The organism is Kineococcus deserti, from assembly GCF_050871945.1.
Classification (GTDB): domain Bacteria; phylum Actinomycetota; class Actinomycetes; order Actinomycetales; family Kineococcaceae; genus Kineococcus.
In genome coordinates this window covers 199,139-217,175 of the sequence record NZ_JBJLSI010000001.1, presented here as the reverse complement: position 1 = coordinate 217,175, position 18,037 = coordinate 199,139, and the positions used below count along the sequence as shown (strand labels likewise).

Genomic DNA, 18,037 nt, shown 5'->3' with positions numbered 1-18,037 from the left:
CACCCCGGGGCCACGCACGCGCGCAGTACCGTCGCCGCGTGCGTGGCTCCAGGGCAACGACCGTCGCTGCGTTCACCGCGCTCGTGCTGGCGGTCGCCGGGTGTTCCTCCGACGACGACAGGAACACCGACGACGAGAACACCGACGACCGGACCACCGAGGAAGTCGTCGAGGAGCTGTACCCGGACCGTCCCGGGGGCATGGGCTGGTCCGCCGCGTGGAACGATCCGCGGGGTTTCACCGAGGCCGACCCCAGCGATCCGTGGTTCGTCACCGAGGGGTCGGGAACCTACGAGGCCGCCGAGGGCCGGCTCGCCGTCAGCGGCGCCGCGCCCCGCATGTACGTCCGGGACCCGGCCCTGCGACGGCAGTGGCGGAACGTGGAGATCACCACGTACTTCATGCGCCGCGCGGACGCCGGGGTTCCCTACGCCGGGATGACCGCGGTCGCCCGCACGAACCACGGGATGACGGGAAGCGTGGAGGAGGACCTCTGCGACAGCCGGGGTTACGGCGCGCGCATGCGGTACGACGGGATGGTGGACTTCGAGAAGGAGACCGCCCACCCCGAGAACGAGGCGGCGGCCGGAACCGTCCTGTGGCCCGACGGGATGCCCGCGGACGTCTGGCTCGGCTACAAGTTCGTCGTCTACGACCTGCCCGACGGCGCCGTCAAGCTCGAGCTGTACCTGGACGACTCCCCCGGGGGCGGCGACTGGCGGCTGGTGAACGAACTGGTGGACGACGGCGACGTCTTCGGTGACGTGCCCTGCGCGGAGGGGATCGATCCGATGATGCCGCTGACCGGGTCCCCGGACCGGCCCGGTTCGGAGTCCGGCCTGCCCAACCTGAGCGTGTACTTCCGCAGCGACGGGGTGAGCGACCAGGGCCTGCTGTACCAGCGCGTCAGCGTCCGGGAGATCACGACTCCCGCCCAGGAGTGACCGCGGCCCGCAGGGTCCGCAGGAACTGCTCGACGTCGTCCGCGCCGGCCCGGGTCGAGAACTCCACGGTCCGCCCGGCCAGCTGCAGTTCCAGCACCGTCGCGCCGCGACGCCGCCGCGACGACCGCGACGACACCGCGCCGACGTCGGCCAACGGCACGCACGCCACGGCGGGCCCACCGATCAGCTGGGGCTGGGCCAGCCACAGGTTCCGCGATCCGACGGCCAGCGCCCCCGAACCCCCGAGGAACGCCGCGCTCAACGCGAGCGTGCCCAGCACCCGCTCCCCCGCCTGCGTCATCCGCCCCAGCAGGGTGGCCTCCACCTCGCTCACACGACCACATCCGTCCGCTCCGTCACGGCGCAGGTGGTTCCCCGCTGCGCAGCGCGGCGCAGTCCGGGTCGCACCAGCACGTCGACCGCGTCCACCCACTGCCCGACCGAGCCCACCCCCAGCGGCAGGTCGCGGACGGCGGGGTCACCCACCGCGGCCAGCACCCGGTCGGCGAGGTCCTCCACGACCCCGCGGAACTGCCGGTCGTGGAACCGCCAGGTCGCCGTCCCGCCGACCCCGAGGCCCACCTCGTGCTGGCGTTGCAGCAGACCCTCCAGGGCCGCGCACAGGCCGCTCTCGCGCTCGCGCCAGTCCGCCGCCGCCAGGGCGCGCGCCAGGTCGGGCAGGACGCGGCCGCTGGGTGCGGCGGCGAACACCGACCCCACCCACTTCGAGTACGGCGCCCAGGTCCGGTCCAGCAGCAGCCCCAGCTGGACGGCCACCCCGGCCAGCCGCGCGGCCACGATCCGCGACCCGAGCTCGTCCCCGACCGAACCGGTCCGGCCGACGAACGGCAGTTCCTGCTCCAGCTGCTTCCACGCGCAGGCGACGAGGTAGCGCCAGACGTCGTCGGGGTACCAGGCCAGCCGGTCGCGCAGCCGCTGCCAGCGGCCCTCGTCGTCGGCGAACACCGGCCCGGCCACCAGTTCGAGCACCGCCTGCCCCGTGAAGGACGACCAGTCGCGGACCGTCCAGCCCTGCTCCGCCCCGACCCCGAGCCGGGCGCGGACGAAGTCGTCCAGGACGGCGACCTCCACGCGGTGCCGCGGTGCGGGGTCGGAGGTCAGCGGGAACCGGACGGGGTACCCGGCGAACGACTCGGGCAGTTCCCGTTCCAGGACCTGCGACACCTCCACCGCCCGCGAGGGGACGAGCACGGTGACCCGCAGACCCCAGTCGTGGTCGGCCGAGACGTCGTCGTCGAACCCCAGGACGTCCGATCCCGTCCCGAACCGGCCCGCGACCAGCGGCAGGCCCGCGAACTCCCGGCGCAGCAGCGGGTCGACGACCTCGACGTGGAAACCGCGCGCCAGCGCCGCACCGGACACCGTCACGGCCGACGCCGCAGCAGGACCAGCGTCGTGTCGTCCCCTTCGGCGCCGGGCACGACGGTCATCAGCCGGTCCACGAAGGCCGCCGGGGCCGCCTCGTCCTCCCCGAGCGGGCCGTCGCAGGCGGCGGCCCGCAACTGCTCGATGGTCTCGTCGAGCGGCACCCCGCGCCGCTCGACCAGGCCGTCGCTGTACAGCAGCACGAACGCCCCGTCGGGGACCTCCACGTCGACGTCGGTGGCCTGCCCGGCGCCGATGCCCAGCAACGGACGCGGCGGCACGCGCAGCACCTCGCAGGTGTCCGCGGTGACCATCAGCGGCGGCGGGTGACCCGCGCTGGCGACCCGCACGGTGCGCCGGTCGGGGGAGGACACGACGATGACGGCCGTGGCCATGTGGTCGCTGAACAACGTCCCGACGAGGTGGTCGAGGCGGTCCAGGCAGGACGCGGGACTGTGACCCTCCAGCAGGTAGGCGCGCAGCGCCGTGCGCAGCTGGGCCATCGCCGCCGCGGCGTGCACCCCGTGCCCGGCGACGTCGCCCACGACGACGGCGACCCGGCCGTCGGGCAGTTCCAGCGCGTCCCACCAGTCCCCGCCGAGCTGGCTGCCCTCGGCGGGCCGGTAGCGCGCCAGCACCTGCAGGCCGCCGAACTCCGGCGCCTCGTCCAGGACGACGGCGCGCTGCAGCGACTCCGCGATGGCGATCTGGTCGCGGGCCCGGCCCAGCACGATCGACGTCAGCTGGTTGCGCAGCCGTTCGGCGGTCTCGGCGTGCCAGCGCTGCCACGGCATGCTGCGCCCGCGGACGACCTCGCGCCACTTCTCGAAGCTCTTGCGCGGGCTCAGCCGCACGTCGGGCCCCTCGGCCGCGGCGAGTTCCTTGTTGTGCGGGTCGCCGCCCCAGTCGACGACCTCCTCCTGCTCGGGACGCACCCACAGCAGCCAGCGGTCCGTCCCCAGCCCGACCCGCAGCGCACCGGCGGCCTCGCGTTCGAACTCGGCCAGCTGCGGCAGCAACGAGGCCAGGTGGTCGGTGAACGTGGGAGCTCCGTCGTCGCGCGCGAGCGTCGTGGCGATCCGTTGCAGCGCAACGCGTCCGGGAACCCGGCCGATGGTCTCCATCCGGGTGCCGTCCCACAGCGCGGCCCCACCGGCCCCCATCAGCTCCAGCAGGCGCGGATCGGTGACGAGACTGCTCAGCGGGTCGCGGCCCGAACTGGAGACGTCGGCGACCACGGCGGCGAGCAGTTCCTGCGCGCGCAGGGCGTCGTCGCGTTCGTCCGAGCGCTGGCGGCCGGCGATGAGCTGGGAGGCGGTCTGGCCGAGGAACTCCGCCGCCGACCGGGCGTCGTAGGAGGGCCGGTGCGCTCCGGAGTAGTGGTGGCAGGCGATGAGCCCCCACAGTTCCCCGTCCTGCACCAGCGAGACCGACATGGAGGCGGTGACGCCCATGTTCCGCAGGTACTCGACGTGGATCGGGGACACGCTGCGCAGCACCGAGAACGACAGGTCCAGCGGAGCCGACGTCACCGGGTCGACGAGGGGGTGCAACCGGGACGGGACGTAGGAGATGTCGGCGATGAGCCGGGTCCAGTTCACGGTGTACAGCCGGCGGGCCTGCGCCGGGATGTCACTGGCCGGGTAGTGCAGGCCGAGGAACGCGTTGAGGTCCTCGCGCCGGTCCTCGGCGACGACCTCGCCGTTCCACTGCGCGTCGAAGCGGTAGACCATGACGCGGTCGAAACCCGTCAGCTGCCGGATCTCCCGCGCCAGCTGCCGGCACAGTTCGTCGAGCGTCGACGTCTCGGACAGCCGGGACACGGCTGCGCGCGCGGAGCGGTAGGACACGGGCGAGACGCCGGTGGACGTCCCCGCGGGTTCCACCTCGACCACCAGCCGCTCCCCCGACAGGTGCAGCACCACGTCGACGTCGGTGCCCGCCCCCGACGGGAGGTCCAGCCGGGCGCGCAACGGCTCGGACAGCGCGTCGGAGACCTCGACGGCCAGCACCTCGGCCGCCAGCTGCTCCCCCAGCACCTCCCGCAGCGGCCGGCCCAGGACCTCCTGCACCGGCCGGCCCAGGTGGGTGGCCGTGGTCTCGGAGGCGATGACCACCTCGGAGGTGACGCGGTCGAGCGCCAGCAGGAAACCGTGCGGCTGGATCGCGCCGGGGATGTGGATGGGCTCACGGTCGCAGTTGGTGAGGTCGACCTCCCCGTACACCGGGACGTACGGGCTGACCTCGCTCACGAGGCCACCTCCACCACGAGGGGGGACAGCCACGAGCGGTAGGCCGCGAACGTCGCGACGGCCGCCGCCGTCATCCCCGGCACCGCCGCCTCGCCGGCCGCCTCGATCGCCGCCATCGTCTCGCGCCAGCGGCGGCCGGCGCCCTCGGCCCCCGTCAGCGACGTGGTCGCCTCGACGGGGACCCCGGCCGAGACGACGGCGCCGGCGATGAGCCCGCCGCCCAGGGTCGAGCCGTCCAGGACGTAGCTGATGCCGAGGGCCGCGGCCCGGTCGGTGGCCACCGGCACCGTCGGGCACTCGCGCAACGCGCCGATCTCGGCGTCGTCGGCGCCCAGCACGCGCAGGTCCGCCAGCGCGAGGTCGGCCCGGGCCCGCGAGACGAGGTCCAGCACGCCGGGTTCCCGCAGCGCGAACGCCGACAGGGTCCGTTCCAGCGGGGCGAGCAGCCCCCACGTCAGGCCCAGCCACCGACGGTGCCGGTCGGGGCCCCAGGGCCGGTCCAGGACGCCGAGGGAGGAGTCGAGGTCGTGGTGGGCCTGCGCCGTCGCCACCCGCAGCCGGGCGAGCGGGCCGTCTGGGTCGCGCCGGCGTGCCGGGACCCGCATCTGGGACAACTCTCTCCTCCACCTCGGTGCCGGCCGTCTCCGTGCGAGCGCTGTGCCGGGCGTCGTTCGACGCTAACGGTTGCGCCGCCCCTGCCACAGCCCCGGCCCCGCGACACGCGCGGTTTGCCGGGACCCGGCCCCGGTGCTGTGCTTGTCCGACAGGTGGTCCAGAGGCGAGCCACGCGGGTTCCGACGACTCCCCGACGACTCCCAGACGACGAGGTCACCGTGTTGCGCACGACCGCTCCCCCGACGCAGACCGTCCCTCCGACCGTGCTGGACCTGCGCGAACGGCCCCTGGAGGACCTGCGCGCCGCCTACGAGGAGCGCTGGCAGCTCATCGCCGACGCGACCGGCGCGCACCCCGCGGACGAGGCCCTGGCCCGCAACGCCGCCCGGATCACGGCGCTCGAGCAGCGCTGCCGCCCCGCGGCGCGCAGGTTGCCACGGCGCGCCGGTCCCGACCCCGCCACGTTCCTGGGCTGACCCGCGGGCGCCCGGTCCGGCTACGGCCTGGCAGGCTGCACGGGTCGACCGGAAGGGGTTGTCGTGGAGGTACGAGCTGATGCGGTGGCCGCCGCCGTGGCGGACGTCGCGCGGGTGCTGGCCGAGCGCGGGGAACCCCTGGACCTGGCCCACCGCCTGGTGCGCCACTGCGCCCGGGTGCTGACCGCGAGCGCCGTGGGGCTGCTGGTGGAGGACTCCCGCGGCGCCCTGCAGCTGCTGGCCGCGACCTCGGACGAGGTGCGCACCGTGGAGCTGTTCCAGCTGCAGGAGGAGGAGGGTCCCTGCCTGGACTGCTACCGCACCGGTGCGCCGACGGCCTCCCCCGACGCCGAGGACCTGCGCCGGCGGTGGCCGCGGTTCGCCGAGCTGGCGGCCGCTGCGGGCATCGTCGCGGTGCACACCGTGCCGGTGCACCTGGCGGGGCGGACCATCGGGGCGCTGAACCTGTTCCGCGACCGCGAGGGCGCCTTCTCCACCGCCGAGGCCGACGTCGCGCACGCCATGGCGGGTTTCGGCGCCGTCGGCATCAGCCAGCTGCTGCAGAGCGCCGAGGGGGACCGGGTCCGCGAGCAGCTGCAGGAGGCGCTGGACAGCCGCGTCGTCCTCGAGCAGGCCAAGGGGGTCCTGGCCGAACGGCACCGCATCCACCCCGACGACGCCTTCGACCGGCTGCGCGCGCAGGCCCGGGCCGAGCGCCGCCGGTTGCGCGACGTCGCCCTCGAGGTCGTGGGGACGCTGCACGAGGAACCCGGGAAGCACGGGGAACCGGCACGCCAGGAGCCCGCGGGTCAGCGCTGAGGAACGACGTCCAGCTGCTCCAGCAGGTAGACGAAGGCCCGTGCGAAGGGCCGATCGGCCGTCTGCTCGCGCACGGCGTCCCAGTCCACGGCCTCCCGGATGCTGCGGCAGACCCGCAGGGGCGGGGCGAAGTTGCAGGTGTGCTCGTCGAACGCGCACAGCTTGGCGACGACGACGTCGGTGGCCGACAGGACCGGCATCTCGACCGAGAGCACCTCGTGCCCCTCCGCGCGCGAGAGCAGGGTCCGGTCGACCGCCGCGCCGGCGCTGCGGTGCAGCAGGTCCACCAGGCAGCCGTCGGTGTCGACCTTGACCAGCCAGTCCTCGGGCGGCTGCTCGATCCGGAAGCCTGCGGTGCGCAGGTGGTCCAGGACCTGCTCGACGTCGTCGCGGGCCACCACGAAGTCCACGTCGTGCACGGGTTCGGGGGCACCGTGCACCCACGCGGCGTACCCGCCCGCCAGGGCGAACGGGGCGCCGGACTCCTTGAGGGCGACGGCGACGCGTTTGAGGGCGGTCCGTTGCTGCTCGGGGGTCGATGCGGTCACGTTGACGCCCGCGTCGACGCTCACCGCGCCTCCTTCGAGCCGAACGGGCAATCTTGATCTGTGCGGTTCGCCACGTTCAACATCCTGCACGGTCGGTCGCTGGACGACGACTCCGTGGACATCGGCCGGTTCGCCTCGGCCATCGCCTCCCTCGACGCCGACGTCATCGCCCTGCAGGAGGTGGACCGGGGCCAGGAGCGTTCGGCGCGGGCCGACCTGACCGCGGTGGCCGCCGCGGCACTGGGTGCGCCCGAGCACCGCTTCGTGGCGGCGCTGGCCGGGACCCCGGGGGCGACGTGGATGGCCGCCACCGGCACCGAGCACCCGGAGTCGGCCGCGTACGGCGTCTCCCTGCTCTCACGCGTGCCGGTCAGCGGCTGGGAGGTCGTGCGGCTGCCGACGGTGCCGTGGACGGTGCCGGTGGTCTTCCCCGGTCAGCGCCGCCCCAAGCTGGTGCGCGACGAACCGCGGGTGGCGGTCGTGGCCCGGCTGACCGATCCCGACAGCGGCGTGTGCGTCACGGTGGCCGGCACCCACCTGTCGTTCCTGCCGGGCTGGAACAGCTGGCAGCTGCGCCGGCTGTGCCGGTCCCTGGGCGAGGCACCCGGCCCGGTGGTGCTCATGGGCGACCTGAACCTGGAGACGGCCGCGGTGGCCCGCACCAGCCGGATGCGTCCGCTGGTGCAGGCCCCCACGTTCCCGATCGACGCACCGGACCGCCAGCTCGACCACGTCCTGGTCGGTGGCCACGGCGCGGACGCCGTCCGGGTGACGTCGGCGCAGGCCCGGCGGATGCCGCTGTCGGACCACCGGGCCCTGACCGTCGACGTGCGGTTCGCCTAGGGCGTGTCCGACGGGCCCTGGCTCACCGGCGCGTCCAGTTGCGCTGCACCAGGCGGTCGGCCGTGGAGGTGCCCGGTTCGTCGCGCTGCAGGTCGGCCAGCAGCGCGGTCGCCAGGTCGTAGAGCTTGACGTTGTGCGTCTGCGAGACCTCCGAGAGCTGGCGGAAGGCCGTGTCCTCGTCGCAGCGCGTCAACGCCATGATCGCCCCCTTGGCCATGTCGATGACGGGGCGGCGCGTCAGGGCCGTGCGCAGCTGGGCCAGCTCGGCACGCATGCCCTCGGTGTCCTCGTGCGCGCCGTCGACGGCGTCGATCCCGTCGACGTGCTGGCGGGTACCGTCCTGCATCCTCGTTGCGTCCTCCGGTGGGGGCCGATCTCCTACCGGTCGGCAGGTGACGGTTCGCGCAGCGAGGTCTGGGCGGAGCGAAACCGACGAAGATTCTACGACGGGAGGTGCGGAGCCAGCAGCGTGAGGTCGGCCGCCGACAGCCGGTCCTTCGCGGTGGCCGCCTGGTGCCAGTGCGGGTACCGCAACGGCACGGCGCTGACGGCGTCCAGCCGGGCACGTTCGTCGCCGGACAGGACGAGGTCGGCCGCGGCGAGGTTGTCGGCGAGCTGCTCCTCGGTGCGGGCGCCGACGACCAGCGACGTCACCCCGGGCCGCCCCAGCAGCCAGGCGAGGGCGACCTGGGCGGCGGAGACCCCGTGCGCCGCGCCGACCTCCACCAGGACGTCGACGACGTCGTAGAGCTTGCCCTCGTCGTGCACGGGCGGCTCGCTCCAGTCCCCCAGGTGCCGCGAACCCTCCGGCGCCGAGGCGTCGCGGCGGTACTTGCCGGACAGCAGGCCGCCGGCGAGCGGGCTCCAGACGAGGATGCCCAGGTCCTGGTCCAGGCTGAGCGGAACGAGTTCGTCCTCGGCGTCGCGGGCCTGCAGGGTGTAGTGGATCTGCTGGGACACGTACCGCTGGTAGCCGTGGGCGTCGGAGGTCGCCAGCGCCTTCATGAGCTGCCAGCCGGTGTAGTTGGAGACCCCGACGTAGCGGACCTTGCCGGAGCGGACGAGGGTGTCCAGGGCCTCGAGGGTCTCCTCCAACGGGGTCTGCCCGTCCCACTCGTGGATCTGGTAGAGGTCGATGTGGTCGGTGCGCAGGCGCTTCAGGCTGCGTTCGGCCGAGCGCACGAGGTGGTAGCGCGAGGCGCCGCCGTCGTTGGGCCCCGGGCCCACGACCATGCGGGCCTTCGTGGCGATGAGGACGTCGTCGTAGCGGCCCTGCAGGACCTCGCCGGTGATCTCCTCGCTCAGACCGTCCGAGTACATGTCGGCGGTGTCGATCAGGTTCACGCCGGCGTCCAGGGCCAGGTCGACCTGCCGTCGCGCCTGCGCGACGTCGGTGTTGCCGACGGCGGAGAAACCCCCCTTGCCGCCGAACGTCATCGTTCCCATGGTGATCGTCGAGACGCGCAGCCCCGACCGTCCGAGTCGTCGGTACTCCATGGTCCCGCAAGCTACCGCCTGTGCTGCTGCCGGTGCTCGACGAGTTCCGGCATCTCCCCGGGCGGCGGGCGGAGGAGCCGCTCACCTCGTCCTGGCCGGCACCGTGCGACTACCGGGACCGGGTGACCCGCACCACCTGGCGCAGCTCCACGTTCGCCTTCCCCTCGCGCACGGTGACGGTTCCGCCCTGGAAGTCCTGGACACCGTCGCGCAGGTCGGAGACGGGGTACCCCAGCGCCCCGTTCTCCCAGCCCTGCGCGGCCCAGGCGTCGCGGACGACGGTGGGCACGACGTGCGTGCCCGACGCGGGCGAGGAGTACACCGAACCGCCCGTGAAGTGCTGGCCCGACCCGCCCCCCGCGAGCCCGCCGAACTGCCGCGAACCGGGGTAGCCCAGAACCCCGTTCTCCCAGCCCTGCGCGGCCCAGGCCGTGCGGACCGCGCCGGCGACGACGTGCGTCCCGGCCGCGCTGGAGTAGACCGAACCGTTCTGGAAGTGCGCGTAGGACCCCGTGGCCAGACCGGTGACGCTGGTCGTCGGCAGGCCCAGGAGGCCGTTCTCCCAGCCGTTCTGACCGTAGACGTCGAGGACGGGACCGGTGACCGCCTGCGCGCCGGTCGCGGTGGACCAGTACACCGCCCCGCCCTGGAAGCGCTGCACCAGACCGCCGCGGATCCCGAACTCGGCGCCCGTGGGGTAACCCAGCGAGGAGTTCTCCCAGCCGGCGGCGGCCCAGCGGTCGCGGATCGCCCCGCGCACCACCTGCGCGCCGCTGGCCGCGCTCCAGTAGATCGAACCGCCGGCGAAGTGCTGGCCGTACCCCCCGCCGCGCAACGGCCCGAATTCCCGGCCCATCGGCAGGCCGAGGAACCCGGTGTTCGCACCGGCCGCACCGTAGGCCTGGCCGATCGCGCCCTTGACGGGGATCCCGGCGTAGCTCCTGGAGCCGTCGGCGTTCTGCGCGACCAGCGGGGTGCGGCGCGCGGTGCCGAAGTCGGCGACCCAGTACGAACGCCACACCGTGCGGTTCCCCGACCACAGCGTCGTGTAGACCAGCCCGATCCCGACGCTGGTGTACTTGCCGTCCTGCAGCACGGCGCGGTGCGGGTCGGAGTTCATCCAGGTCTGCACGGCGAGGTCGCCGTTCTCCAGGCCCTTGGTGTCGGGGTTGCCCATGTCGGCCGTGGCGACGATCTCGCCCCACTGCGGGAAGTCCGACAGCAGCGTCCCCAGGTTCGGGTTGTGCTTCATGCCGTCGCCCTGCCCCAGCACGTCGGCCCAGTCCTGGGCGACGACCTCGAGCGTGGGGTCGAGGGTGACCGGCGCGGCACCCACCTTCGCGCGCTCGCGGTTGAGCCCGTCGAGGATCTGCTGCTGCTGGACCGCGGCGGGCACCACCGGCTGCAGGACCTGGACCGCGGCCGCCGCCGGGGCGGCGGTCGCGAGCTGCGCGACCCCGGCGCAGGGCAGCACGACGGCGGCGGCCAGCAGGGGCGCGAGGAGACGGGTCCTGTTCACCCTGAGGGGATCGTCGCGGCAGCCGGGTGACGACAGAGCCCGGTCGGGTAACCCCCGACCGGGTGCTTCTAGATGACGCTGCGTGACGTCCGGCCGGCGGCGGTCCCGCCTGCGCTCAGGCCCGCCGGACCAGCTCCTCGACGGCTGCGTGGTCCAGAGCCGGCCGCCCGCCGAGGCGCTGCACGGTCAGCGCCGCCGCGGCCGAGGCCCACCGCACCGCCCGCTCCGGCTCGTCACCCCGCAACAGGGCCACCGTCAGAGCAGCCGTGAGGGTGTCGCCCCCACCGGTCGGGTCGGCCACCGGCACCGGCACCAGCGGCAGCACCGCCGATCCGCCCGGCCAGGCCACCACCTCCCCCTGCGCACCGGCGGCCAGCACGACCAGGCGCGGCCCGGCGGTCACCAGCTCGCGTGCCGCCCGCTCCACGGCCTGCACGCCGTCCAGCTCCCGGCCGACGAGCAGTTCGGCCTCGTGGGCGTCGGCGCGCACCACGGTGGCTCTCGCCAGGACCTCCTCGCGCACCGCCGGATCGTCGGGGGCGCCGTCCACGACCACGATCGCGGGCGCCTCCCGGCACAGCCGCAGGGCAGCACGCACGGCCGCGGCCGGCTGCTGCAGCTGCACGAGCACCGCGCGCGCCGAGGCGATCAGCCGCGCAGCACCGTCGAGGTCGGCCGGCCGCAGCAGGACGTCCTCGGCCACGTCCTCCAGGAGGCGCCGGGAACCCCCGTCGGTCACGAGGTCGACGAGCAGTGCGGTCACCGCACCCGGTCGCCGCACGACGCCACCGGTGTCCAGGCCGTCGGCCGCGGCCTGCTGCAGCACCGCGCGACCGGGCTCGTCGTCGCCGACCACGCCCACCAGCGCCACCCGGGCCCCCAGCTGGGCGGCGGCCACCGCCTGGTTGGCCCCCTTGCCGCCCAGTCCCTCCCACCGGTGCCGGACGGCGGTCGCACCGCCGGCGGCGGGCACCTCGTCGACGCCGACCACCAGGTCACGGGCCACCTGCCCCACGACGACGACGTCCACCGCAGCCACGCCTCCACCTTCCCAGGCGCCTCAGCCCGACGCGGCGCGCCAGGCCGCGACGAACTCCGCCACACCCGCGTACCGCGCTACCTGCTCCGGCCGTGTCGCCCGTTCCACGACTCCGTGCTGCGCCGCGGTACCGCGCCACCCGCCCGGGCCGTCCAGCAGGTGGAACGCCGCCCGCCCCAGGGCGAAGACACTGGTCCGCTGGTCGATGCGCGCCCCCGGGCGGAACTCCTCGGGCGCCATGTAGCGTTCCGAGCCCGGCAACCGTCCCGAGTTCAGCACGAACGGTCCCGGCCGGTACTCGTCGAGATCGACCAGGTGCATGCGCCCGGCGTCCGCGTCGTACAGGAAGCACCCGTCGTACAGGTCGCACGTGACCCAGCCGGCTGCGGCGACCGCGAGGTGGGCGTCGAGCACCTGGTCCAGCGCGGCCCGGACCTGCCCCACCGGCAACCGCTGGAAATCCGCCAGGGCCGCCCGGTCCGATCCCGAGGTGGTGGCGCGGTTCAGCACCTGCCCTTCGCACCACGGGTACACCAGCGTCGGGCCGTCCGTCCCGTCGAGCACGTGCGCCAGCGGCACGATCGCCGTGTGCCGCACGACGGCGTGGAGGGCTGCGACCCGCGCCAGCCCGGCCCGCGCCTCGGGCCGCACCGCGGTCTTGACGAACCACCGCTGCCCGGCGTGCTCCACACCCCAGGACGGACAGCCGGAGTCCTGGGCGCCGAACACGGTGAACGCGCGTTCGACGCCCAGGACGCCCACCCCGGTCAGCCCTTCTCGATCGCCGCCGGCCGTTGCTGCGCCGCCCGCACGCGCGCGACGTCGAGCTTGTCGGAGCGGTCGAAGGAGTAGACCCCGTTCTGCTCCTGGAACACGTCGGTCAGCTGCGTGTAGCAGTAGCCGAACATCAGCGGGTCGTTCAGCAGCACACCGGTCAGGCCCTCGAAGCGGTGGTGGAACTCCTCCTCGGTGCGCGGCGGTTCGCCGTAACCCCACGACGACGTGGCGCCCCGGTCGACCTCGGGGTTGCTGGCCGCGGTGTCCGGCCGCCACCAGATCCCGCCGAACTCGGAGCAGAACCACGGCTGCCCCTGGTACGGCAGCGACCAGGTCTCACCACGGGCGCCGTAGTTCGTGTCCGGACGCCCCTCGGCCAGGCCCGACATCTCCTGGGCGAACTGCGCCGGGTCCTGGGTGTAGTTGTGCGAGTCCCACACGTCCGTCTCCAGGACGCGGTGGGAGTACCCCGAGGCGTCCAGCACCGGCCGGGAGGTGTCCATGGCCTTGGCGGCCAGGAACATCGCGCGGGTCACGTCGTCGAGGACCTGCCCGCGGTCGGTGAGGTCCTGGCGGGTCTCGTTCAGCCCGCACCAGCCGACGATCGAGGGGTGGGAGTAGTCGCGTTCGAGTTCCTCGAGCCACTGCGAGACGAAGTTCGACGTCGGCTGCTGGTGCTCCCCGCGGTGCGCCGATCCCTCCTCGATCGCACCCCAGTCGCCGAACTCGCCCCACACGAGGTAGCCGAGCCGGTCGGCGTGGTGGAGGAACCGCTCCTCGAAGACCTTCTGGTGCAGCCGTGCGCCGTTGAAGCCGGCCGCCAGGGACAGCTCGATGTCGCGCCGCAGGGCCTCGTCGGTCGGCGCCGTCATCAGGCCGTCGGGGTAGTACCCCTGGTCCAGCACGAGCCGCTGGAACACCGGCCGGCCGTTGAGCAGGACGGCCTTGCCGTCGATGCTCACCGAGCGCAGCCCGGCGTACGTCTCCACGGTGTCGACGACGTTCCCCGCCGCGTCGGTCAGGGTGATCGTCACGTCGTACAGGTGCGGGTCCTGCGGCCCCCACAGCCGCACCCGGTCCTCCGGGACGGGCAGGGTCAGCCGCGGCGACAGGTCGAGGTCGGCGCGCACGGTGGCCGAGGCGACCTCACCGGCGGCGTCGCGCACCGAGGCGCTGAGGGTCCAGCCCGCCCGGTCGCCGACGGCTCCGGTGTGGCTGCGCCGCAGCGGCTGTTCGAGGTGGAACGTCGAGCCCGCCACGTCCGGGGTGATCCGCGGACGGCCCAGGCTGACGTCGGCCACGGGCTCGGCCCACACCGTCTGCCAGATCCCGGTGGTGCGCGTGTAGAGGCACTCGTAGTTGTCGTAGCGCGTGGACTGCTTGCCGCGGGCCTGCGGGCCGTAGCGGTCGTCGCGCGCGCGCACGACGACGGTGACGGTGCCCGTGCGGTGGCCGAGGTCGGCGGTGAAGGGGGTGAACCCGCCGCGGTGGCGGACGACCTCCTGCCCGTCGACCCAGACGGTGGCGTCGTGGTCGACGGCGCCGAAGTGCAGCAGCGTGCGGCGGCCGGCCCAGCCGGCGGGGATCTCGACCTCACGCCGGTACCAGACGGCGGGCATGAAGTCGGTGTTCGCGACGCCGGACAGCTCGGACTCCGGGGCGAACGGGACGGTGATGGTCCCGCCGAGGGCGCGGTCGCGCACCCCGCGCTCGAGGCCGGAGTCACCGGCGTCCACCTCGAACTCCCAGGTGCCGTTGAGGTTGACCCAGTCGGTGCGGACCATGGAAGGCCGCGGGTACTCCGGGCGGGGGGTGTCGGGCACGTGCTCCTCCTCGTCGACGGCGTGCGTGCGCGTCCACTCTGCCTGTCCCGGGCTCCCCGGGCAACAGCTGTGCATCGTTGCAAAGCGGCGCGGGCCGCGAGTCTATGCAGCGTTGCAAACGCGTGCTACTTTCCACCCCACTGACCGGGACAGAGCCGTTCCTGGTCAGCCGTGGCCACGACCAGTGGACATCGACCGCCAACGACGGCAGGGACGGACACGCGTGAAAAGTCATCCCCCGACACCCCGAGGGCCGGGTGCGTTCAGCCGGCGCAACCTCCTGCGCGGTGGCCTGGCCACCGGTGGTCTGGGCCTGGTGGCCGGCGCCGCCGGCTGCGGATCCCCCGTGGCCGCCGGGCTGGCGGGAACCCAGCTGAACCCCGGGACGGTCACCTTCTGGAACCTCTTCGGCGGCGGCGACGGGGCCCGCCTGCTGCTCATGCTCGACGAGTACCGCCGCCAGCAGGGCAGCGCCGACTCCCTGGTCGCGGCGACCTTCGCCTGGGGGAACCCCTACTACACCAAGGTGTCGCTGGCCACCCTCGGGAACAAGCCGCCGGACGTCGCCGTCGCCCACCTCACGCGGGCGACCAACCTGGCCGCGGCGGGCCTGCTCGAACCCATCACCGAGGAGATGCTGGGACTCGTCGGCCTGTCCTCGGCCGACTTCACCCAGACCGCCTGGGAGGCCGGGCAGTTCGAGGGACAGTCCTACGCCATCCCGATGGACACCCACCCGTGGGTGCTCTTCTACAACACCGACGTCTGCCAGCAGGCCGGCCTGCTCGGCCCCGACGGCAAGCTGCTGCCCATCGAGGGCCTGGAGGCCTGGGAGGCCGCGCTGACGGCCGCCAAGGAGACGACGGGTCGCTACGGCGCCGCCACGGCGTCGGTGGCCGACGACTCGAACAGCTGGCGGTTCGTCAACACCGTCTACAGCCAGCGCGAAGGCGCCACGCCGCTCATGAGCGACGAGGGCCAGGAGATCACCATGAACGACGAGCTCATGATCGACACGCTCGCGGCGATCCAGCGCTGGACCGAGACCGAGCTCATGCCCCGCGTCGTCGACACCCCCGGGGCCGAGACCCTGCTGTCGCAGGGCGAGTCCGCGTTCTTCATGAACGGCGAGTGGGAGATCACGACGCTGCAGAGCATCGAGGGCCTCAACTTCAGCATGGCGGCCTTCCCCCAGCTGTACGAGAACCCCGCGGCGCACGCCGACTCGCACGCGTTCATCCTGCCCCGCATGGAGCGCGACGCCGACCAGCTCGAACGGGCCATGGGCTTCATCCACTCCCTGCTCGAACAGGGCATGACGTGGGCCGAGGGTGGTCACGTCCCGACCTACCTGCCGATCTTCGAGAGCGAGGAGTACGCCAACCTCGAACCGCAGGCGGACTACGCCGAGACCGCCACGTACGCCTCCTACGACCCGGCGGCGTGGTACTCCGGCTCGGGATCGAACTTCGAGACCGTCACCGGCTCGCAGATCGGCCTCGTCCAGCAGGGGCTCTCGACGCCGGAGGCGGCCGTGGCCAGCATCCGCTCCCAACTGGAGACCTACGCACGGACGGCGAACCCGCTGTGAGCGCGCGACCGACCCCCGCCCCGAGGACCGCTGGAGACCCACGATGAGCACCCAGATCGTCGGCGCGCCCACCACGACCCGCGCCGCCCTGGACCGCACCGACCCGGACCGCCTGCGCCGATCCAACAAGGCCTGGCTCTTCATCCTGCCCTTCGGGTTCTTCTACCTGTGCTTCCTGATCGGCCCCTCGATCTACATGTTCGTGGCGAGCTTCTTCGACACGAGCATCGTCAAGACCGGTCTGGGCAACTTCATCGGGCTGGAGAACTACACGACGCTGCTGTCCTCGTCGGACTTCTGGTCGGCGATGTGGCACACGCTGCAGTTCACGCTCTACACCGTGCCGCCCCTGGTCGTCCTGTCGTTCGTGTTCGCCGTGCTGGCCAACCGGATGCGGCGGGGCCAGACGTTCTGGCGACTGGCCTTCTTCACGCCCTACATCCTGCCGTCGGCGGCCATCTCGCTGATCTGGGTGTTCATCTTCACCGCCGACACCGGCCTGTGGGCCACGGTGCAGAAGTGGCTGGGCAGCGACGCCCCGACCCCGATCCTGGCCACGCCGAACCTGGCCATGGTCGGCATCGCGATCGCCACCGTCTGGTGGACCATCGGCTTCAACTTCATCCTCTACCTGGCCGGCCTGCAGGACATCCCGCGCGAGCTCTACGAGGCGGCCGCCATCGACGGCGCCACGCCGTGGCAGCAGATCCGGCACCTGACGATCCCGCTGCTGAACCGCACCACGACCCTGGTGGTCCTGCTGCAGATCATCGCCAGCCTGAAGATCTTCGACCAGGTCTACCTCATGACCAGCGGCGGGCCGGGCCGCAGCACCGAGACCGCGCTGGTGTTCATCACCAACACCGGTTTCACCGACTACCGGATCGGCGCCGCGGCCGCCGCCTCGTTCATCCTCTTCGTCGTCATCGTCGTGATCGCCCTCGTCCGCCAGCTCGTCGAGCGCGCACAGCAGAAGGGAGCCTGACATGGCTGAGATGGCCACCACCGGTGCAGGCACCTCCCGCCGGTCCGGGATCTCCGCGGCCGCCCCGCCGGCCCGCACCGCGCGCGTCGCGACGAACGGCGGCAGGACCTTCAACCGCATCGCAGCGGTCGTCCTGGTCGTCTTCGCGGTCATCTGGCTCATCCCGAGCCTGTGGGCGATCAAGACCTCGTTCACCGACAACTCGGTGTCGGCGCTGGGCACGCAGGCCATCCTGCGCGACGTCAACCCGACGCTGGCCTCCTACTCCTCGCTGCTGGGCGGCGGGGACCTGTGGAACTGGTACCTGGCGAGCTTCATCACCTCGACGCTCTCGGCGGCCCTGGTGGTGCTGTTCGCCTCGATGGCGGCGTTCGCCCTCTCGCGGATGCGCTTCCGCGGGCGCAACGTCGTGTTCCTGCTCGTCATCGCGGGCATCATGGTGCCGGCCGACGTCCTGATCATCCCGATCTTCCAGATGCTCAACACCGTCGGCCTGCTCAACACCTACTGGGCCGTCATCTTCCCCCAGGTCTCCAGCGTCATCGCGCTGTTCGTCTTCAAGCAGTTCTTCGACGGCCTGCCCAACGAGCTCGAGGAGGCGGCCCGCATCGACGGCGCCGGCAACTGGCGCATCTACTGGTCGATCATCATGCCGCTGTCGCGCCCGGTCCTGGCGGCCATGGCGATCGTCACGTTCGTCGGCGTCTGGAACAACCTGATCCTGCCGCTGTTCGTCCTGTCCAACCCCGACCTCATGACCATCCCGGTGGGCCTGGCCACCGTCCAGGGCTCCTACGGTCAGCGGTTCTCCGACATCCAGGCCTCGACGATCCTCGGCGCCCTGCCGTTGGTCATCCTGTTCGTCATCTTCCAGCGCCGCATCGTCGAAGGTGTGGCCGGAACCGGTCTGAAGGGCTGAACAC

Annotated in this window: 18 protein-coding genes; 7 read left to right on the top strand and 11 right to left on the bottom strand. The window is 72.9% G+C overall.

Translation table 11 applies throughout. The annotated features are described in order from the left end of the window. Positions 1-38: 38 nt before the first annotated feature. Positions 39-944 (top strand): hypothetical protein, encoded by a 906-nt coding sequence (locus tag ACRYR2_RS01140; RefSeq protein WP_432560970.1) that lies wholly within the window; start codon positions 39-41, stop codon positions 942-944. Here ACRYR2_RS01140 and ACRYR2_RS01135 read toward each other — a convergent pair. The 4 genes from ACRYR2_RS01135 to ACRYR2_RS01120 are packed head-to-tail and all read right to left on the bottom strand — an operon-like array spanning position 922 to position 5,196. Further along, positions 922-1,278 (bottom strand): hypothetical protein, encoded by a 357-nt coding sequence (locus tag ACRYR2_RS01135; RefSeq protein WP_432560969.1) that lies wholly within the window; start codon positions 1,276-1,278, stop codon positions 922-924. The two genes, ACRYR2_RS01140 and ACRYR2_RS01135, sit on opposite strands and share 23 nt — an antisense overlap. Beyond that, positions 1,275-2,333 (bottom strand): DUF4037 domain-containing protein, encoded by a 1,059-nt coding sequence (locus ACRYR2_RS01130; protein WP_432560968.1) that lies wholly within the window; start codon positions 2,331-2,333, stop codon positions 1,275-1,277. Before ACRYR2_RS01130 ends, ACRYR2_RS01135 begins: the two co-directional genes overlap by 4 nt. Next, positions 2,330-4,582 (bottom strand): SpoIIE family protein phosphatase, encoded by a 2,253-nt coding sequence (locus tag ACRYR2_RS01125; protein ID WP_432560967.1) that lies wholly within the window; start codon positions 4,580-4,582, stop codon positions 2,330-2,332. Before ACRYR2_RS01125 ends, ACRYR2_RS01130 begins: the two co-directional genes overlap by 4 nt. Then, positions 4,579-5,196: a biliverdin-producing heme oxygenase gene (locus ACRYR2_RS01120; RefSeq protein WP_432560966.1), complete on the bottom strand. Its 618-nt coding sequence runs from the start codon at positions 5,194-5,196 to the stop codon at positions 4,579-4,581. Before ACRYR2_RS01120 ends, ACRYR2_RS01125 begins: the two co-directional genes overlap by 4 nt. Before the next feature lie 219 nt (positions 5,197-5,415). Between ACRYR2_RS01120 and ACRYR2_RS01115 the strand changes: the two genes are divergently transcribed. Both ACRYR2_RS01115 and ACRYR2_RS01110 read left to right on the top strand, forming a co-directional pair. Then, entirely contained in the window at positions 5,416-5,673 is a 258-nt protein-coding gene (locus ACRYR2_RS01115; RefSeq protein ID WP_432560965.1) for a hypothetical protein, read from the top strand. A 63-nt stretch (positions 5,674-5,736) separates the two neighbouring features. After that, positions 5,737-6,492, top strand: a complete 756-nt coding sequence (locus ACRYR2_RS01110) for a GAF and ANTAR domain-containing protein (RefSeq protein ID WP_432560964.1) — start codon at positions 5,737-5,739, stop codon at positions 6,490-6,492. Here ACRYR2_RS01110 and ACRYR2_RS01105 read toward each other — a convergent pair. Continuing rightward, entirely contained in the window at positions 6,483-7,064 is a 582-nt protein-coding gene (locus ACRYR2_RS01105) for a nucleotidyltransferase family protein (protein WP_432560963.1), read from the bottom strand. The two genes, ACRYR2_RS01110 and ACRYR2_RS01105, sit on opposite strands and share 10 nt — an antisense overlap. 36 nt (positions 7,065-7,100) lie before the next feature. On the opposite strand from ACRYR2_RS01105, the gene ACRYR2_RS01100 reads away from it, so the two are divergent. Continuing rightward, a complete protein-coding gene (locus tag ACRYR2_RS01100; RefSeq protein WP_432560962.1) occupies positions 7,101-7,883 on the top strand; it encodes an endonuclease/exonuclease/phosphatase family protein in 783 nt (260 codons plus the stop codon). A gap of 22 nt (positions 7,884-7,905) precedes the next feature. On the opposite strand, the gene ACRYR2_RS01095 is transcribed toward ACRYR2_RS01100, so the two are convergent. From ACRYR2_RS01095 to ACRYR2_RS01070, 6 genes are all read right to left on the bottom strand, one after another. Then, positions 7,906-8,229, bottom strand: coding sequence for an ANTAR domain-containing protein (locus ACRYR2_RS01095; RefSeq protein WP_432560961.1), 324 nt, complete (start codon positions 8,227-8,229; stop codon positions 7,906-7,908). A gap of 95 nt (positions 8,230-8,324) precedes the next feature. Next, positions 8,325-9,380 carry an aldo/keto reductase gene (locus tag ACRYR2_RS01090; protein WP_432560960.1) on the bottom strand — a complete coding sequence of 352 codons (1,056 nt, stop codon included), beginning with the start codon at positions 9,378-9,380 and terminating at the stop codon, positions 8,325-8,327. A gap of 109 nt (positions 9,381-9,489) precedes the next feature. Next, complete coding sequence (locus ACRYR2_RS01085; protein ID WP_432560959.1) at positions 9,490-10,899, bottom strand: CAP domain-containing protein; 1,410 nt, start codon at positions 10,897-10,899, stop codon at positions 9,490-9,492. A gap of 115 nt (positions 10,900-11,014) precedes the next feature. Further along, positions 11,015-11,938, bottom strand: coding sequence for a PfkB family carbohydrate kinase (locus tag ACRYR2_RS01080; protein WP_432560958.1), 924 nt, complete (start codon positions 11,936-11,938; stop codon positions 11,015-11,017). A 21-nt stretch (positions 11,939-11,959) separates the two neighbouring features. Further along, the gene (locus ACRYR2_RS01075; RefSeq protein WP_432560957.1) at positions 11,960-12,700 is read right to left on the bottom strand and encodes a protein kinase family protein; all 741 of its coding nucleotides are present in this window, start codon (positions 12,698-12,700) and stop codon (positions 11,960-11,962) included. Positions 12,701-12,705: 5 nt separating this feature from the next. Further along, positions 12,706-14,499 carry a glycoside hydrolase family 2 protein gene (locus ACRYR2_RS01070; protein ID WP_432561135.1) on the bottom strand — a complete coding sequence of 598 codons (1,794 nt, stop codon included), beginning with the start codon at positions 14,497-14,499 and terminating at the stop codon, positions 12,706-12,708. Positions 14,500-14,761: 262 nt separating this feature from the next. On the opposite strand from ACRYR2_RS01070, the gene ACRYR2_RS01065 reads away from it, so the two are divergent. From ACRYR2_RS01065 to ACRYR2_RS01055, 3 genes are read left to right on the top strand one after another with little or no spacing between them, the layout of a single operon-like run. After that, positions 14,762-16,129, top strand: a complete 1,368-nt coding sequence (locus ACRYR2_RS01065; RefSeq protein WP_432560956.1) for an extracellular solute-binding protein — start codon at positions 14,762-14,764, stop codon at positions 16,127-16,129. A 43-nt stretch (positions 16,130-16,172) separates the two neighbouring features. Further along, positions 16,173-17,114, top strand: a complete 942-nt coding sequence (locus ACRYR2_RS01060) for a carbohydrate ABC transporter permease (protein WP_432560955.1) — start codon at positions 16,173-16,175, stop codon at positions 17,112-17,114. 1 nt (position 17,115) lies between these two features. Beyond that, positions 17,116-18,033, top strand: coding sequence for a carbohydrate ABC transporter permease (locus ACRYR2_RS01055; protein ID WP_432560954.1), 918 nt, complete (start codon positions 17,116-17,118; stop codon positions 18,031-18,033). Positions 18,034-18,037: the final 4 nt, after the last annotated feature.

What these genes read in the sequence shown, in the direction of transcription:
- ACRYR2_RS01090 (WP_432560960.1), bottom strand. Translation starts at nt 9,380, where the DNA reads ATGGAGTACCGACGACTCGGACGGTCGGGGCTGCGCGTCTCGACGATC.
- ACRYR2_RS01095 (WP_432560961.1), bottom strand. Translation starts at nt 8,229, where the DNA reads ATGCAGGACGGTACCCGCCAGCACGTCGACGGGATCGACGCCGTCGAC.
- ACRYR2_RS01060 (WP_432560955.1), top strand. Translation starts at nt 16,173, where the DNA reads ATGAGCACCCAGATCGTCGGCGCGCCCACCACGACCCGCGCCGCCCTG.
- ACRYR2_RS01055 (WP_432560954.1), top strand. Translation starts at nt 17,116, where the DNA reads ATGGCTGAGATGGCCACCACCGGTGCAGGCACCTCCCGCCGGTCCGGG.
- ACRYR2_RS01070 (WP_432561135.1), bottom strand. Translation starts at nt 14,499, where the DNA reads ATGGTCCGCACCGACTGGGTCAACCTCAACGGCACCTGGGAGTTCGAG.